Source organism: Polyangiaceae bacterium, from assembly GCA_020633205.1.
Lineage (GTDB): Bacteria > Myxococcota_A > Polyangia > Polyangiales > Polyangiaceae > JAHBVY01.
The window spans coordinates 679,663-695,638 of the sequence record JACKEB010000013.1 but is presented as its reverse complement, the minus strand read 5'-3'; the positions used below and the strand labels follow the sequence as shown (position 1 = coordinate 695,638).

At 64.1% G+C, this 15,976-nt stretch carries 14 protein-coding genes; 4 read left to right on the top strand and 10 right to left on the bottom strand.

The window, feature by feature from the left end:
• Nucleotides 1–382: 382 nt before the first annotated feature.
• From H6718_19325 to H6718_19315, 3 genes are read right to left on the bottom strand one after another with little or no spacing between them, the layout of a single operon-like run.
• Nucleotides 383–1,540, bottom strand: coding sequence for an acyl-CoA dehydrogenase family protein (locus H6718_19325; protein MCB9587562.1), 1,158 nt, complete (start codon nucleotides 1,538–1,540; stop codon nucleotides 383–385).
• Nucleotides 1,537–2,781: an aminotransferase class V-fold PLP-dependent enzyme gene (locus tag H6718_19320; GenBank protein MCB9587561.1), complete on the bottom strand. Its 1,245-nt coding sequence runs from the start codon at nucleotides 2,779–2,781 to the stop codon at nucleotides 1,537–1,539. The genes H6718_19325 and H6718_19320 overlap by 4 nt, the downstream gene beginning before the upstream one ends.
• A 13-nt stretch (nucleotides 2,782–2,794) precedes the next feature.
• A complete protein-coding gene (locus H6718_19315; protein ID MCB9587560.1) occupies nucleotides 2,795–3,352 on the bottom strand; it encodes a hypothetical protein in 558 nt (185 codons plus the stop codon).
• Between H6718_19315 and H6718_19310 the strand changes: the two genes are divergently transcribed.
• The gene (locus H6718_19310) at nucleotides 3,340–3,996 is read left to right on the top strand and encodes a GNAT family N-acetyltransferase (GenBank protein ID MCB9587559.1); all 657 of its coding nucleotides are present in this window, start codon (nucleotides 3,340–3,342) and stop codon (nucleotides 3,994–3,996) included. The genes H6718_19315 and H6718_19310 overlap by 13 nt on opposite strands.
• Before the next feature lie 54 nt (nucleotides 3,997–4,050).
• Here the strand turns inward: H6718_19310 and H6718_19305 are convergent, their stop codons facing one another.
• The 4 genes from H6718_19305 to H6718_19290 form a co-directional block, all read right to left on the bottom strand.
• Nucleotides 4,051–4,596: a hypothetical protein gene (locus tag H6718_19305; protein MCB9587558.1), complete on the bottom strand. Its 546-nt coding sequence runs from the start codon at nucleotides 4,594–4,596 to the stop codon at nucleotides 4,051–4,053.
• A gap of 75 nt (nucleotides 4,597–4,671) precedes the next feature.
• Nucleotides 4,672–5,496: a sterol desaturase family protein gene (locus H6718_19300; GenBank protein MCB9587557.1), complete on the bottom strand. Its 825-nt coding sequence runs from the start codon at nucleotides 5,494–5,496 to the stop codon at nucleotides 4,672–4,674.
• 170 nt (nucleotides 5,497–5,666) lie between these two features.
• On the bottom strand, nucleotides 5,667–6,641 hold the full coding sequence (locus tag H6718_19295; protein ID MCB9587556.1) for a fatty acid desaturase: 975 nt from the start codon (nucleotides 6,639–6,641) through the stop codon (nucleotides 5,667–5,669).
• Between the two features lie 275 nt (nucleotides 6,642–6,916).
• Complete coding sequence (locus tag H6718_19290; GenBank protein ID MCB9587555.1) at nucleotides 6,917–7,303, bottom strand: hypothetical protein; 387 nt, start codon at nucleotides 7,301–7,303, stop codon at nucleotides 6,917–6,919.
• A 191-nt stretch (nucleotides 7,304–7,494) separates the two neighbouring features.
• On the opposite strand from H6718_19290, the gene H6718_19285 reads away from it, so the two are divergent.
• Nucleotides 7,495–8,457 carry a hypothetical protein gene (locus tag H6718_19285; GenBank protein ID MCB9587554.1) on the top strand — a complete coding sequence of 321 codons (963 nt, stop codon included), beginning with the start codon at nucleotides 7,495–7,497 and terminating at the stop codon, nucleotides 8,455–8,457.
• Nucleotides 8,458–8,469: 12 nt separating this feature from the next.
• Here H6718_19285 and H6718_19280 read toward each other — a convergent pair whose 3' ends face one another.
• Complete coding sequence (locus H6718_19280) at nucleotides 8,470–9,039, bottom strand: Uma2 family endonuclease (protein ID MCB9587553.1); 570 nt, start codon at nucleotides 9,037–9,039, stop codon at nucleotides 8,470–8,472.
• A 268-nt stretch (nucleotides 9,040–9,307) separates the two neighbouring features.
• Nucleotides 9,308–11,836 carry a serine/threonine protein kinase gene (locus H6718_19275; protein ID MCB9587552.1) on the bottom strand — a complete coding sequence of 843 codons (2,529 nt, stop codon included), beginning with the start codon at nucleotides 11,834–11,836 and terminating at the stop codon, nucleotides 9,308–9,310.
• 458 nt (nucleotides 11,837–12,294) lie between these two features.
• Between H6718_19275 and H6718_19270 the strand changes: the two genes are divergently transcribed.
• Nucleotides 12,295–13,386 (top strand): hydroxyneurosporene methyltransferase, encoded by a 1,092-nt coding sequence (locus H6718_19270; protein ID MCB9587551.1) that lies wholly within the window; start codon nucleotides 12,295–12,297, stop codon nucleotides 13,384–13,386.
• 72 nt (nucleotides 13,387–13,458) lie between these two features.
• Here the strand turns inward: H6718_19270 and H6718_19265 are convergent, their stop codons facing one another.
• Nucleotides 13,459–14,406, bottom strand: a complete 948-nt coding sequence (locus tag H6718_19265; GenBank protein ID MCB9587550.1) for a hypothetical protein — start codon at nucleotides 14,404–14,406, stop codon at nucleotides 13,459–13,461.
• Between the two features lie 171 nt (nucleotides 14,407–14,577).
• Here H6718_19265 and H6718_19260 point away from each other — a divergent pair, with 171 nt between their 5' ends.
• Nucleotides 14,578–15,957, top strand: coding sequence for a sigma 54-dependent Fis family transcriptional regulator (locus H6718_19260; GenBank protein ID MCB9587549.1), 1,380 nt, complete (start codon nucleotides 14,578–14,580; stop codon nucleotides 15,955–15,957).
• Nucleotides 15,958–15,976 lie beyond the last annotated feature (19 nt).

The following is a 15,976-nucleotide window of genomic DNA, read 5'->3' as shown; positions in this document are numbered from 1 at the left end:
TCAGCCGCCCAACAATCTCGCGGCTCAATCACCACAAACGCCAACGGCGCACCTCGCACCTGTTTTAAGCATAGCGGTGGCTAGTCCCTTGACTAGTCAGTGGCGGAAGTTTGCTAGGTGCATGTGGGACGCGGACTCAGATCCGCGTCGTTGTTTCCGCCAACGCGTTGGTCCGCGGCCAGGCGTCCATTCCGGCCACCGTTTCTATGCGGTAACCGGCTGAGCGCTTGACGGGACGCTTTGCACACAGGTCAGCGTAGCTGACTTTAGCGACACAACGCACTGCAATTCCGCCACGATCGACGCCTTCCTCTGACCTACAGAGGGGAAAAATCCCCAGTTTTTCCCGGGCTTGCGGCTCAGACCGTTACGGCCACTACGCCTATAGCTGTGCTGTATCCACGGGCTCGTCGAGCATTACCGCACCCACCTGGCGCAGAGTGCCCGCTTGCACCATCACGTGCTGCGTCAGCGTGTGGATGTCGCGCAGGTGCTTCTCGAACGGCGAACGCGTGTAGACGCCCGCGCCTCCTGCGGCTTCGTGAATCGTGTCGACGGCGCGCTTGCTTCCGCGTACGGCCTGGTTGGCGGCGAGGCGAAGCTGTGCGCGCTGGGACGACGAGATCAAGTCGCCTTGCCGTGCGGCATCGCCTTGCACTGCAGAGTAGAGTTGGTCGCACGTTTGGTAGAGCAGCGCGCGTCCGGCTTCGAGCTCCCCCTCCGCGCGCGCCAGCTCAAGCTGTAGGTGACCTTGGCTACTCGCCTTGCGGCCACCTGGCAGGCGCTTCGCGATGATGTGTTGCTTGAAGTCTTCGAGCGCGGCGCGCGCGATCCCGAGTCCCACCGCCGCGACTCCGGCCGCCAGCAGGCCAAACAAAGGAAAGCGAAAGAGCGGCCCCGTATACCTCGGCTGTCCTCCGAGCACCCGAGCGACGCGACGCGCGGGCACGAACAGCTCTTCCACCTCAATGTCGTGACTCCCAGTGCCGCGCAAGCCGAGTGTCGACCACGTGTCATGTCGTCTGCCGTCCGAGGACGGGAAGAATAGGCTAAGCATCTCGAACGTGGAGCCGCTCTCGCAACGCGCGCCGCCCATCCACCAGTTGGCGTTCTCGCAGCCGCTCGCGAACGGCCAGCGACCGCTCACAACGTAGCCCCCATCAACTGCCTTGGCCTTTCCCATGGGCGCGAACACACCAGCGGTCACGCTGCCAGGCTGCCAAATCTCACGCGCCCCGTCCTCGGGCATGTACGCACTCAGGAGCCCGGTGGTCGCTCCTGTCATGACACACCAAGCCGTGGCGGCATCACCCTGCGCCAGCTCGTCAAGCAGCCGAACGAAGTCCAGCGGCCTGACCTCCCCACCGCCAAGCTCCTTCGGCACGAGCAGCCGGAACGCACCGCGAGCCTCTAGCTCGGCGACACGCGTCGACTCGACCCGGCGCTCTGCCTCGTGGCGCACCGCAATCTCCCGAAGCTCTTGCCGCGAGGCAATGGCGTAGTCAACGAGCTTGCTCGCATCTGCATGAAGTTCGCTCATACCAAGAGTTCCCTCAAAGCCTCCGCGAGGCGCTCTGCTTCGCTCAGCGTGTTGTAGTGGACGAAGCTCGCGCGAATCACCCCGCCGATCTCCGTCAGCCCCAGCGCAGACACCAGACGCTGGGCGTAGAAGTGTCCCCAGCGAATCGCGATCCGACGCGCGTCGAGCAATGGCGGCACGCCGCTGGATTGGCGACCTTCTCGCCAGAAGCCAATGGTCGGTGCCCGCACCGTCAGCTCCCCATGCCTTGGTCCGAGGATGCGCACTCCGGGCAAGTCTCTCAGCGCTTCCAGCAGCACCTCGGAGAGCTTGGCTTCATGCGCTTGAAACAACGCGAACACGTGAGCGAGGCGTGCGGCGGTCGGCTCGAGCGGTGCCTCAGGGAAGTGGTGCCGATACACACACTCCAGGTACTCGAGGATCCCAGGTAAACCTGCGGCGAGCTCGTGGCTCACGCCCCCGGGCATGAAGCGGTAGGCAGGGTCCTCATCTCCGATGAAGAAGTGATTCTGGGGTTCGAGTTCTTCCTGAAGCTCTCGGTCGATGTACAACGCACCGAGATGCGGCCCGTAGGTCTTGTAGAGGCTGAAGGCGTACGCATCGACGCCCCAGGCCTTGACGTCCACCTGACGGTGCGGGGCGTAGGCCACCCCATCAACACAGACCTTGGCACCTGCAGCGTGGATCTGCGCCGTCAGCTCAGCGACGTCGTGAACCGCCCCAACCAGGTTCGAGCACTGGGAGAAGCACACCCAGCGCGTGCGCCCGTTGAGCAATGGCGCGAGCTCTGCGAAGCGCAGCTTGACGGCTTCGGGTTCGGTCGCGGTGCCCGCCGCTTTCCATTCCCGCACCACCACTCCCCTCGCCTCCAGCCTCCGCCAACACCCGATATTCGACTCGTGATCGAGGTTCGTGACCACGACCTCGTCACCCGGCTCGAAACGGATGGCCCGGGACAAGAGCCCTAAGTTCTGCGTAGTCGAAGCGCCGAGCACCATTTCCTCGGGGGAACACCCAGCGAGAGTCGCCGCGGCCACGCGCCCGTGCATGACCTGCTGTGTGGACTCCTCACTGAGCGGGTAAGTGGCGCCAAGTTGCACCATGCGGCGCTCCAGGTGCTCGCGGACACGCGCGCTCACCTGACGCGGTGTCACACTGCCACCGGCGCTATCGAGCAAAGCCCAATCCGTCGCGAGCGCGGGAAACTGGCTCCGACAAAAGGCGACGTCCAAGGTGTCCATCGTGCGACTCTGCTTAGAAAGTGAGCTTTAGCGCAAGGTTCGATGACGCCTGAGGGACGGAATCGGAGCCGGCATACACGAGCAGCGGAACCAGCGCTCCCACCACCCCGCCGCCAAGCATCACGCTCCAAGGGTAGCCGTCCGCATCGTTCACGATCGCGCAACCAAGGGCGTTGTCCAAGGCGAGGTAGCTCACGCTGTAGATAGCTACCCCAAGCTCGCCGTAGGCGAATCCTTTGAAGAAGCTGAAGTCCTTGTCTTCATTCCCCGCGGCAAGTACCCCGGCAGAGGTGGCGGAGCCGACACTCCCAACCAGAAACGCACCAGCGCTCGCCAGCACGACCCCGAGAGAACCGAAGTCGCCGCAGCCACTTTCGGCCCGTACATCGCGGTGCGAGAGGGACAGGGCAAGCGTCACGGCGAGTGCCGGTAGTAGCCGCACGGTGCGCCGCGTCACACGCCGCCCCGAGACACTCGCGACCGTGCCGAGACACACCGCGCCGAGAGCCTGCACCGCCGCGCCGAGATACTGCGCCTCTCCCCCCACATACCCATCGCATGACGCAGCCATTGCGCGAGATCAAGGGCCGCGAAAGCGCGAACGCTCGCCCCCTTGGGTTTGGGGGTGAGGCGCGCTGGTTCACGGTTTCAACCGGCCTCGCGCTCTGGTTTACTCGCGCCATGCACGAAGCGCCTGCACCTTCCAAGATCCGTGTCGTTGGACTCCAAGACATTCACCTCGACCCAGTGCTGGAGATAGAGCAGCTCTGCAAAGCCCAACACCACCATCACGGCGTGACGGAAGCGGCGCTGCCGGTGCGCAGTCTACGAGACATCGCTCAGCTCCCTCGTAAGCACAACGTGCGCGTCGCGGAAGCAGATGAACACATCGCGGGCTACGGAGCGTGGCGTGACGAGGAGCCGGGCGTGGGCTACATCGAAGAGCTCGCCGTACACCCCGACTACCAGGAGCACCCCGTCGGCAGCGCGATCCTGGATAAGATCCGCGAGGAAGCGCGTGCCGCAGGCATCAAGTACCTGGCAGTACGCGCCTGGTCAAGCTCTCCGACCTCGAAGGACTACTTCCTGACCCAGCACTTCCTCCCGGTCCCCGCAGACGCTCCGGACGAAGTGAAGACCTGGAAGGAGCTCCAGAGCGCCGCCGGACCGTTGCTCGCCGACGGCCAAGTCTTGCTCTACGCCCTCGTCAGCTGAGCCACCTGGATCGGCTGAGCTCTCAACCAACACGCGCTCGCCCGCTGCCTGCTCTCAGCCGGCGGGCGCGGGTGGGTGCTCATCGAGAAAGCGATCGACGGCCTGGAAGAACGACGGCGCATGGCCCATCAAGCGCGGACATGGCGGCCCGAGGCACATCGTGATCAGCACTTTCGAAGCTGAAACTGCAGTCGATACCGCAAGCCCTCCCGGGTGGCCTGCGTCAGGCGGGGGAAAGCTCGTAGCGGGAACGCCGCCCAGATCGACTGGGAACCTTTCCACGGGGATCCCCCAGGACTTCTCGACGCCGCCGATGGCAATGCTCTCGGTTTCGCGCAGCACCTCGTCGGTGATGTTCTCCTGAATCACGACTTGCCCCAGCTGAATCGCGAAGCCCTGACAGCGAAGGCTGATCCCCGCGTTGCTTACGGCCGTCTTACACGACTCCAGTTGTTCGTAGATCCGCGAAGCTTCTTCCGGGAGTTCTTCACTCGACGGAGCCTTGGGCGCCTCGGGAGTCGCCGGTTCGCTGTTGCCGCCCCCGCCAGCGCCGCCACAGGCGACGACCAACAAACACGGCACAAGAGCCAGCCAGCGCATGCACTCAGCATACACGGGCACTCGCGGCGCGCCGGAGTGGATTGGCGGCGCCAAGTGCTTTTCCCTAGCGCTGGGTCACTCGGCGGAGCTGATCTCCGCCGAACGATGGCCCCCTGAGCGCCCCACCCCGGCTCGCGCCGGTTCGCGGCGTTCTGCCGCATCGCTCTCTGCCTCGGCGGCTTTCGTCTCACGAAGGGCGGCTCGCATCGTCTCCTCCGACCAGGCGAACGTGCCGAACACCCAGTCCCAGAGCGGCGAGCTGATCCCCATGTTGAGCAGCGGCAGCTTGAAGTGATGCACGGCGTGGGCGCGACGCAGGAGCTTGCCGACGCGAGTCTTCGGGCTACGGAAATGGTGGGTGTAGTAGTGGATCCAATCGTATGCCAGGTAGCCGGCGCAGGTCCCACCGAAGAGCACGAAGGCGCTGTTTCTATCAAGCAACAGCCAGTACAGAGCGAACAAGATGGCGGCAATCGGCCAGCTCATCAACGGCGGAGCCACCAGTCGTCGCTTGTCGTTTGGAAACTCGTGATGCAACCCATGCATCAAGAAGAGCCGCACCTTGGCGCGCCGATCATCGCCCGGATCCCAGTGAAACGCGAAGCGATGCAGCAGGTACTCGAGCAGGCTGAATCCCAGGACGCCGCCTGCAAAGAGCCAAACACGGCCGCCGCGCCCGGGAGCTGATGAGAGGGTGAGGAAGCCCCCATAAACGACTGCCCAGCCAAACCACACTCCGGGCAGCAGCGGGTGAGAACTCGCGAGCACGTGCTCGACGAACCCGTTCTTGTAGACTCGGATCCGATTCAGCTTTCGGTTCTCTGCGCTGGGTGGCCCAATGGTTCCATCCCACCGATCAACTGTACGCTGAAACTCGTCCGTGAAATCGAAGACAGCCATGAGTCACCTGGGGTCTGAACCACTAGCCAATCAGCGGGTGAACCTGGGCAACTCAAAGCCCAGGTGCGGAAGCTGTTTCGCACCCTGAGTTACCCACCGCTCGGAGGGCCGCGAGAAGGCGAAACTTTTACTTTCTGCAGCGCCTGGCGACAGTGCAGCGGGATGCACGCTCAGATCGAACCTCCTGCAACGGCTTCCGCTCCAGGGCTGAGATCCACCACATCGGGAGCATCTTCATGACGCTCTTCCTCGGGGCAATCGAACGGAGCCCGTCCAACCTGAACTGTTCCGAGCCTCGGCACGAACAAAGCCAGCACGTGCTGTTGGAAGAAGAACCACCACATGCTTCTGTGGCAGAGCCGAGGGTCGATTTGGTCCTTGATCAAGTCGTGAGCGGCTGCGGCGTCTGCCCAATGCAAGTTGGCCTTGTTGTGGTGCACGGTGTGATAGCCGTTTCCAAAGAGCAGGAAGTTCAGCAGCTTCCCCGTGAAGTTCCGCGAGTGATTCAGCTCCGACCAGGGGTCGGTGTGGACGTGCTGGGTGTAGTTGAACAGCATCACGGTCCACAGCGCGAAGAACGCCGGGATCCCCAAGGAGAGCGCGTAGACTTTGATCCCCGCGGCAACTCCGAAGAGTGCGATAGCCAAACCGGCTAGCAACAGATGTGCGCCGTACGTGACGGTGTATTGGGTCAGGATGCGTCGGTACAGCGCCGGGTTCTTCTGCTTCGCCTGGCGAATGTAGTCCTTGATCCAGAAGCCCTGGTAGTACGCCGACACAAAGAAGTACGTGCCCGCCACGAGGGCGTTGTGCTTGTTGGTGAAGCGCCAGGTAATGGTCGCGTCACCGTGCTTGTTGAGATAGCGGTGGTGGTTCAGGTTGTGCGTCGGCGTCCAGGCGAACACTGGGTAGCCGTAGAAAATGGATATCCAGTGGGAGAACAGGCGATTGCCTAGCTTCGACTTGAGCGTCGGCCGGTGCATGTGGTTGTGCGCGATGACGGCGCAGCTCACGGCGAAGTACATGCTCGCGGGGAACAGCCACCAAGCGAGGTCGGGGCGAACGTAGTGCAACACTGCGAGCCCTGGCGTGAGCACCAAGGTCCAAAGCAGCGTGCGACGATCTGCGGGGTGCTTAACCAACATGGAAGGTCCTCCTGTTGGCTCTTCGCTAATCCTCGGAGCCCCCACTCGTCAATCAGCCGACTTGGTCCGACCGCTGCTGAAAACGCCGCGCGCGCAGGGGTTGCGCACAATGGCGAGCGCCTCGCCAGGCAGCTTCCGTAACGTAGCGGGTGCTCCCCGCAACAAGCGCTGCGAAGCGCGCTACTCACAAGCTATCGAACGCAGAATAGTGCCGAAGCGTTGCACGGGAATGTTTCCCCGCGGTATCGAGATCGAGCGAAAGAAGCGAAGCTCTGCTACTTCAAGCGCCGAACGCGCTCGCCGTTGCGGCGCAGGACGAAGGGATGAGTCTCTGGCTCGGCGGGCGGAGCGGCAGGAGGCGCTGTCTCTCCAGCGAACAACGCGCTGGCCTGCGTTTCCTTGCGGCTTTTAACTCGCTTCTCGCGAGGTGCACCCGGACGACTCTCCGGCGCAGCCACAGGAACCACCTGGCGCTTGCGGGGCGCGCGTACAGCGCGGCGAGCTTCGCGGAGCGGTGCGACTTGCAGCGCCTGCGGTGCGGCACTCGCGCGCGAGCGCGCAGCCAACAGCAACGCGAGTTGCTCCAGAGTCGCTTGACGCACAATCTCGCGGAGATCGGCGACGAACGCATCAACCAGCGAATGCATGCGGGGGTCGTTCACTGCTTGGCTCTCTCGGTTAGTTTCCGTCAGGAGTCAACATCGCGCCTGGCGCCACGCGAGTTGCGCTCACGCTTCATGGCTGGCAGCGTCTCGCACACCGCATGCTTCGACGCTTGAGCTTCACCCTTGTTTGCACGTTCGCGTGGGGCTGCACCACGTCGCGACCGCAGCCTCCAGAGGCGAAGCAACCCATGCCGATCGCCGCGGACTCTCCCGCTGAGGCTCCGCGAACGCGAACAAAACCCAAGACGTGCGTCGTCAGCGAAGGCACGTTGGACGCGAGTGTGGCGCTTCGGCTATCCGCCCGGGGCGCCAAGCTAGCAACGCTGGTTGACGCCGCCGCGAGCGTGGCGCTCGGGGGTCGCGCTCCGCGGCTCACGCTTGAGTCGAACGGCGTCGTGCTCTGGACGCCCTACGACGCGGAAGAACATCCGCTCCACCTACGGCGCGGGATTGCGATCGCTGGCGTGCTGACGCCTACCCCAAGCGCTGCCATCGAGTGGCGCAGTGATGACGCAAACTCCGGAACCATCCGCTACCAGGCCGGCGCCGCGTTGAATCACCTGGTGGCCGAGGCCGAGGCACAATGCGCTGATCTGGGCCTGAACCAGGCAAGCTACGAGGTGGATATCGCAGCCGACGGCGCACCCAAGCTGCTCGTGGGCGCGGCGCCGGTGAGCGTGAAACCCGACGGCCCGGTGAGCCTCACGTTGCCCCGGGGAGACGCGACTATCGCCTGTCTGGAGCTCGAGCGTGCTGGGAGCTACTCGCGCATTCAGGCGACCGACACGGACGCGGTACTCACCGGGTGGGTCCCCGTGAGCTTCCTGCAGGACGACCCAGCTCCGGGTGGCTTTGGATTGCGCGGGATGGGCGGCGGTGGACGAGGCTACGGCCGCGTGCCCCGCGACGTCGAGTTCACGGCATGCGAGGACGAGCTGCCGTTGTTCCTAGGGAATGTGCCAGGTCAACCTCAAGCGGTTGGTCTGCTGCGAGCTGGAACACGCTTTGCGGAGCAACAGCGCCCAGCGGCCGATCCGAGCTTCGTCCTCGTCGATCTCTGGCAGAGCTGGATCTGGCCCGAGGGCGAAGAGCAGCTCTTCTTTCTCGTGAATCGCGCGGACCTCAAGCGCTGCAAGCCGGCCCGAAAGTAGCGCCCCGTCAACCTAGGCTTCAGGGAGCCACAACGCGCCCAGCTCCAGGTTGAAGACTTCAAACGGCGGGGCTCGGACAACCGCGGAATCTCGATGACTCCCCACGAGCTTCCACGCCGAGCCTTCCAAGACGTAACACTCCAAGGTGCGCTCCCGCGGATCGACCAGCCAGACGTAGGGGATCCGTTCGCGGGCATAGATCGTGAGCTTATCCGTCCGATCATAGCGAGACGTGCTCGGGCTGAGCACTTCGCAAACCCAGTCAGGAGGAGTCACGAAGTACGCCTCTTCATCAGCCCCCAGCGGGAATCGTTCGGTGCGCCAGCCGCCGAGATCTGGGACCAAGATGTCTTCCCCAAGGTGAAGCTCGGGCTCATCGAAAATCACCCAACCCCCTGGGCCGCCACGTCCGCGCTCGAAGGCGCCGCCAAGCTCCATCCCTAGGGTCGAGGCCGCCTTTCCGTGGCGCCGCGCCGGACGCGGGCTCAGGTGAAGCTCCCCGAGCAGCACTTCAGCCACCATGTTGGGTGGCGCGTCGAGCACGTCCTGATACGTCGCGCGCTTCTTCGCGGGTGCTGTCACCCAGACAGTCTAGCACGACTCTCCGAGCTTGGGGGGAGGCGCGCCGCTCAGCGACCCTAGGCTGACTCCCGAGGGACCGCCGCCCCCGCTGCTGCTGCACGTCGCTTGCGGTGGTGTGCCAAGGCGCATCGGGCGCCCTTGTTACAGCGCGGAAACACACCTACGGCAACGGCGACCACGACATGGGCAACCGGCTTCAATGGGATCCGTGAGGGAGCGCGGAGATTCAAGGTGAACGTCTGTTTACGCCCGTGTGGGTGACCGAACGTCACCCAGCGCTCGCGTCTTCCCCACCCCCATCGACCCCGCTCTCGACGGCCTTCTCTTCCGCGTCTAGGCGCTTCTGGATCTCGCTGACGGTACCGACGAATTGCTTGATCTGCGCGCCGCAGGGAGCCGGGCAAGGCTTCTTTTTTCTGTATCCGCAGCCCTTCTTGGTGCGAGAGCTAAGCATCTGCAGCGTGGCTATGCTGCGCTCGTCACCATCCTTCTTTGCGCGCTCCAGCAGGGGCACCTTTGCCGCACACGACTCCGTGCTGCGCAGGTCGTAGGCGATCAACATCGAGGGGGAAGCCGTGGAGCGCACGTCCTTATCCTCGAGGATACGTTGAATGCGCGGGCGCAGCTGATTGCTGGTCAGGTACAGATCATAAAGAATATCTGGGCCAGCGGTCCCCATACCCTTGCTCATGAGCTCCAGGGCGGGCTCCGTCGCGCTCTTGCCAGAGGCCGCAATCTTGATCACCAGGGTACGCAGCTGACGATCCGTTGCGTCCTTGGGCACCAACTTGAAGAGCTGCTTGAGCGCGCCGATCGCGTCGTTGTAGGTGCGCGGGTCCTCTCCGAACGCGACCGCCAGGGGCCGCAACACATCTGGATCCTCGGGGTAGCGCTGGCGCAGCGGCAAAAGCCCGGCAAGACCTTTCGCCTTTGCAGCTCCAAGCTCTGCAGCGGACGCCGTCTTGGAGGTAGCCGGGGCGCTGACCGTCCCGGCGTCGCTCGCGTCAGCCACGCTCGTCAATGGCGCTGGCACCACGCTGCTCACCGCGGGCCCTGGCGCAGCCGTCGGCAGACGCAGCTCCGCGAGCATCTGCTGGGAGGCGCTGCTGCCGCTTTGGAAACCCAGCCGGAGCACGGCTCCCATGCCCGCCAGGGTGAGCATTACCAGAAGCGGACCGACCAAGAACTTGCGCACGCGGCCAGCCTTGGACCGCAAGAGCAGTCGTCGCAGGAACGCTGCGCCAGCAGCCAACGCCGCCACGGCGAAGAACACCGAGCTCCAGCCAGCCCACCCCGTCGCCACCGCGCGCCCGAGGGCGGGTTGGCCAATGGAGATCAAACCGTCATGGATGCGCACGATGATGGCAGCCAAACCGTACGCGGCGCCGCCAGCGACCAATACCGCGCGGATAGTGCCAAGGAGCTCGATCACCCGCGCGCTGTTGTTCCAAACGTTCTTGCGCACGCGGGCATAGGCCAGCACGGCAGGCGTGAAGGTCGTGCCGACGATCGCTCCAATCACCAGACCAAGCTCGACCCCGGTCGCTGAACGCTTGAAGACGAAGAGCTCGAGCGCGCTAATCACCGCCGTGACCAGGGTCGCGTTTACCAGCACCAAGCCGAGCAGTGAGAGCAGCGTGAGCTGAACACGGGCCGACTCCGCCTCCGTCGATTCCTCGGCAAGCGCCAACTCTGAAATCTGCGGGGCGCGTGCAGGCGCGAGCGCTGTCATGGCTGTATTGAGCGCTGTCTCGTCGAAACGCTCGAGGGCCATGCTGAACTCTTCGAGGTTCGCGTAGCGCTCGTTGGGATCACGAGCCATCGACTTCTGGATCATCACCTCGAGGGTCGCCGGGATGTTCGGATCGATGGCGCGGGGACGCAGCGGATCACCGTTCATCACCGCGAGCACGGTCATCTGAAAGGTCTCGCGCTCGTAAGGCGCCCGCCCCGTGAGCGAGGCATAGAGGATCGCCCCCACCCCATATATATCCGTACGGAAGTCGACTCGCTCACCCCGCGCCTGCTCCGGCGACATATAGCCGGGGGTCCCCATCACTACCCCGGTGCGGGTGAGGTTGCTGTCGTCAGTGTCTCGGAGCCGCGCCAGCCCGAAGTCCAGCACCTTGACCTGTGGATGGTTTGGGTCACCCACCAGGAACACGTTGTCAGGCTTGAGGTCGCGATGAATCACGCCGACTTCGTGGGCTGCGCTGACTCCTGCGCACACGGAGCGCACCACGTGGGCTGCCATGGACACGGACAACACGCGCTCTCGATCAAGGCGGTCCCCCAGGCTCTCGCCGGTGAGGAACTCAGTGACCAAGTACGGTCGCCCATCGGGAGTCTCCCCGATGTCGTAGATGTCAAGCACGTTCGGGTGGCTGACACTGGCCACCGCCTTGGCCTCTCGGCGAAAACGTCGAGCCACCTCGCCGTGGCTGACCATATCCGCACGGAGAACCTTGATGGCGTAGCGCTTGCCTTCGATGCGCGTATGCTGGCCTTCGTAGACGCGGCTCATGCCGCCTTCACCGAGCAACCCGACCAAGCGGTAGGTGTCGTGTAGGGTCGCGCCGAGGAGCTCGTCGAGCATCTCGACTTCCTCGCTGTCGTACGAATCGAAGTTCTGGTACGCGGCGGCAGGCTGAGCGCTCGCAGGTGCGCCCCGCTTGGACGATTGCGGCGCCGAGAGCGGTGACGACAGAGGCCCTTCCGATGCCTTCGGGTTACTGGACCCGTCCACGACGGTCGGCTTCTCGCCGGAGGTCTTGTCTGAGGGGCTCTTGGACGGCACGGTGCTTCGCTCGATTTCGTTGGCCCTTGTCCCGGATGACCCGGTGGACGTCTCACGTCAGCGCCAACGACAACCCATTCCAGCGTACTCCAGGCCCGCTAGTAGAGCGACACTAGCCTGGACGTGGCGCGGAGAAATTGCCGCCAGCTGGCCGGCCCACGGCCGGAACGTCGCTCCTCCCCCCAAAAATCCGCGCCGCTGAGGCAACAATTCCTTAGGACGACCTGGCACGTCCAAGTGGTCTAGACGACACCTGAGCTGGATGACACCTGACCCGGACGGTACTGACCCGGACGAAGGCGGAGGTGGCATCAGGTGCTACTCCTGCGGGCGCAGAGCCAGGGCGCGGAGCACAGCGAAGCTTCGTCGATGATTCGGCGTGGCGCGTTTCGAGTATGCTGGACGGTTCTGAGCGCTGCCGTTCGGCGCCGCTGTTCTTCAGAGGGAGGGAACCAACCATGAGTCCGATGCCGCCGCCGCAACTCGTGGCGCTGTCCGAGCGCGCCCGGTCTGGGCTGTCCACACTCAAGCGCAAGATGGTGCCCCCAGGGATCGCACTGCTCGATTTCATTGGCGACCTGTGGGGCTTTCATATCGCTTTCGCGCTGGCCGAGCTCTCCGTGTGCGACGCAATCCGCGACGCCGGGCCGGAGCCTGCTGCAGCTGACCAGATCGCCGAGCAGCTATCAGTGAACTCCGACATGTTGTACCGCACGCTGCGCGCCGCATCGCAGCTGGGTCTGGTCACCGAACACTCGAACAAACGTTTCAGTTTGACGTCACTCGGTCAGGCCATGTGCAAGTCGCCGGAGGCATCCTTCGTCGACTTCATCATCTTCATGGGGCGCCATGGTACGCAGAACTGGCCGCTGCTGGCTGATTGTATCCGTACGGGAAAAACGGCTGTGGAGCTACGCCATGGCAAGCAGCCATTCGACTGGCTCACCGGCAACCCCGAGGTGATGGAATCCTTCAATCGTGCGATGACCGCCGTGAGCAACGTCGCGTGCGAGGCCGTGGTCGCGGCTCATGACTTCACTCAGTACCAGCACATCACCGACGTTGGGGGCGGCCATGGCAGGCTGCTTGGGGCACTGTTGAAGTCAGCGCCAAAGGCTCGAGGCACGCTCCTCGATTTGCCGCAAGTCGTCGCAGGCGCTCCAGAGCTGCTGGAGGGTTTGGGGGTGAGGAGCCGCGTTGAAGCAGTGGGCGGTTCCTTCTTCGAAGCCGTTCCCGCAGGCGCAGATCTGTACGTCTCGAAGTCGGTGATTCACGACTGGCAAGACGAGCAAGCGACGCAGATCCTCAAGTGCATCCGCAAGGCAATGGGTACCAAGCAAGCGCGGCTGATGCTGTGCGAAACGGTGGTACCCGGCCCCGGAAAGCCTCACTTCGCCAAGCTGCTCGACCTGGAAATGGTCGTCCACGGCGGCGGCAGAGAGCGCACGGAGGATGAATACGCGGCGCTGCTGCGCGGCGCGAACTTCCGCTTGGATGCGATCGAAGCCACCGCCGGCCCAATGTCGCTGGTGCTCGGCTCTCCAGCCTGAACGCCAACGAAAAAGCCCCGCGCGAGGAGGGGGATCCTCACGCGGGGCTTAGGGGTGCTAGCGCGCCGAGACTCAGTTGGCCCAGCGACGCTCCAGCTGGGTGAACAGCGTGTCGTTGATCGCGTAGAGGTGGTCGCAGTGGGCGTGGGTGTCACCACCCGCGAAGCCCAGCACACTCAGGCTGCCAACGGAGCCCTTGGAGATCAGGTGCATCGACTCACGAGGACCTTGCGCGTCCAGCGCGGTGCGCTCGCCACCCTGGGACTCCAAGAGATAGGTCGCGGTCTCGGTGGTGCTCGAGTACCCCGGCGGGACGATGCTGGAGTGGGCGATCGCAAGCATCTTCTCACCCTTGGCGGCGCGCTCGGCGAAGCGCTCGAAGGGCGCGAGGCCGTCCGGCTTGATCTCGCGAGTGAACTTGTTGGCCATCGCAGAGTGCAGCCCGTCGGAGAGCAGGATGGCATCGATCAGATCGCTGTTGCCCTCCTCCACCAGGATTCGGTAGGCGGCGCCGTAGCCACCACTCCAGGAAGAGATGGCCAGGCGACGACGCTTCGCCCCGGGGCAGTGCTTGGCCAGGTCCTTATCAATTCCCGCGAGGAAATTCACGAAGGCGCCCTTCTGCTCGAAGTAGTGCTCGTAGGGGCCGCTGAGGGCTCCGAGGTTCACGATCACCGCGACCGCGTCGAGGTGCGAGTTCTTGAACGCCTTCGTCATCGTCTTGGGGCTGCCGTGAAAGTGGATCACGACGTCCACCGCGGAACGCTCGCTGCAGTCTTGGGGGAGCAGGTACTGCTTGCGCCCCTCACGCGCCTCGTTGGCATTCGCGAGCACACCGGGCTCGCTGGATTGATTGAGCCAGGGCAGAGCCGGCGCGGCCTCCACGGAGACGGGCGGTAGCACCGTGGGAGTAGGGGCGACGGGGGTGGTGTCCTGTTGGGGGAGTTCGCTCGGCTGAGCCTGTTCGCTGCCTCCAAGCAGCACCACACTCATCACCAGAGCCGACAGGATGTTGTTCATGCCCAGGACTAATACAAGTCGCGTACCAGCCCGGAGACAGCCCTAAATGGCTGAAATTGCGCGAGTTCAGATTTGCCTACCATGTAGGTGCTGCCCGCTGTCTGCTGCCTGAAAGGCTCGATTGCTGCCTTCAGGCATCAGGTCTGGGGGCAGCTGCCCTACACTCAGGCGGTGAGCGACTTCGATCGCCCGACCAACATCGGCGGCTTCCACCTCCCCACCGTGCGCCGGATGGCGACCGCGGTCGCCGTGCCGCGCCTCGAGTTCCACGTCGTGCGCGAAGCGGGCAACCCCAGCGACCGGCGTGTGACCCTCGAAGGCGAACGCATCCGCGTCGGCTCACACCTCTCGAACGAACTGGTGCTGGTCGATCACGCCGTCTCACGCTTTCACTGCTCCTTCGCGCGTAGCGAGTCTGCTTGGTCCATGAGCGATACCGGCTCGCTCAACGGCACCTATGTCTCCGGCCTGCGCATTCGCGAAGTGGACCTGCCGCGCACTGGGTGTGAGCTGCACCTTGGAGACTCCATCGTACGCGTCCGCGAGTCCGCCGACAGCGGCGTCGAGCAGATCCCAGAGACACCGAGCTTTGGCGACCTCTACGGTGAGTCCGCAGCCATGCGCCAGGTGTTCGGCATGCTCGAACGCGCAGCGAACAGCGACGCCACCGTGTTGCTCGAAGGCGAGAGCGGCACCGGAAAGGAACTCGCCGCCACCGAACTCTATCATCGAGGTCCACGCGCCCACGCTCCCTTCCTTGTCGTCGATTGCAGCTCGATCTCGCCGAGCGTGATCGAGAGCGAGCTCTTTGGTCACGCGAAAGGCGCGTTCACTGGGGCGGACCGACAACGCGTCGGCGCCTTCGAAGGCGCGACTGGTGGCACCATCTTCCTGGATGAGATCGGCGAGATGCCCCTCGATATGCAGCCGAAGTTGCTACGCGCCCTCGAGGCGAAGGAGATCCGTCGGGTGGGTGAGAACCAAGCCCGGCGCATCAACGTACGGGTGATCGCAGCGACCAACCGTAACCTCGAGCGTGAGGTCAACCGTGGACGTTTCCGTGAAGATCTCTACTTCAGGCTCTCTGTCGTCGCGATCCGTATCCCACCGCTACGCAAGCGAATCGAGGACCTAGACATCCTGATCCGCGCCCTCTTGCAGTCGCTGAATGCTCAGGAGGCCGAGCACCTGTTCACCGACAGCGTGCGCGCGGAGATGTCCAGGCACGACTGGCCTGGCAACGTGCGCGAGCTCCGCAACTACGTCGAGCGGGCCATCGTGATGGACGTCGCGGGACCCGCCAGCCAGCGGCGTCAGTCGACGCTGCCGCCGGACATGACCGCGCATCAGCTGGTCCAAGGGGCGCTAGCCAACATCGAAGTGCCGTTCAAGGCGGGCAAAGAGCAGCTCACCGCTGAATTCGAGAAGGCCTACCTCAAGGAGCTCATGGCCTGGGCGGAAGGCAACGTGAGCAAGGCCGCGCGCAAGGCACAGCTGGATCGCATGTATCTGCACCGTCTGCTCCAGCGCCACGACCTCAAGGACACTTGAAGCAGTTCCTCCTCTGAAG

Excerpts from the sequence above, each read along its gene's own strand:
- H6718_19325 (MCB9587562.1), bottom strand. The coding sequence starts at position 1,540 with ATGAGCGAACTTCATGCAGATGCGAGCAAGCTCGTTGACTACGCCATT.
- H6718_19320 (MCB9587561.1), bottom strand. The coding sequence starts at position 2,781 with ATGGACACCTTGGACGTCGCCTTTTGTCGGAGCCAGTTTCCCGCGCTC.
- H6718_19310 (MCB9587559.1), top strand. The coding sequence starts at position 3,340 with ATGACGCAGCCATTGCGCGAGATCAAGGGCCGCGAAAGCGCGAACGCT.
- H6718_19315 (MCB9587560.1), bottom strand. The coding sequence starts at position 3,352 with ATGGCTGCGTCATGCGATGGGTATGTGGGGGGAGAGGCGCAGTATCTC.
- H6718_19305 (MCB9587558.1), bottom strand. The coding sequence starts at position 4,596 with ATGCGCTGGCTGGCTCTTGTGCCGTGTTTGTTGGTCGTCGCCTGTGGC.
- H6718_19300 (MCB9587557.1), bottom strand. The coding sequence starts at position 5,496 with ATGGCTGTCTTCGATTTCACGGACGAGTTTCAGCGTACAGTTGATCGG.
- H6718_19295 (MCB9587556.1), bottom strand. The coding sequence starts at position 6,641 with ATGTTGGTTAAGCACCCCGCAGATCGTCGCACGCTGCTTTGGACCTTG.
- H6718_19285 (MCB9587554.1), top strand. The coding sequence starts at position 7,495 with ATGCCGATCGCCGCGGACTCTCCCGCTGAGGCTCCGCGAACGCGAACA.
- H6718_19270 (MCB9587551.1), top strand. The coding sequence starts at position 12,295 with ATGAGTCCGATGCCGCCGCCGCAACTCGTGGCGCTGTCCGAGCGCGCC.
- H6718_19265 (MCB9587550.1), bottom strand. The coding sequence starts at position 14,406 with ATGAACAACATCCTGTCGGCTCTGGTGATGAGTGTGGTGCTGCTTGGA.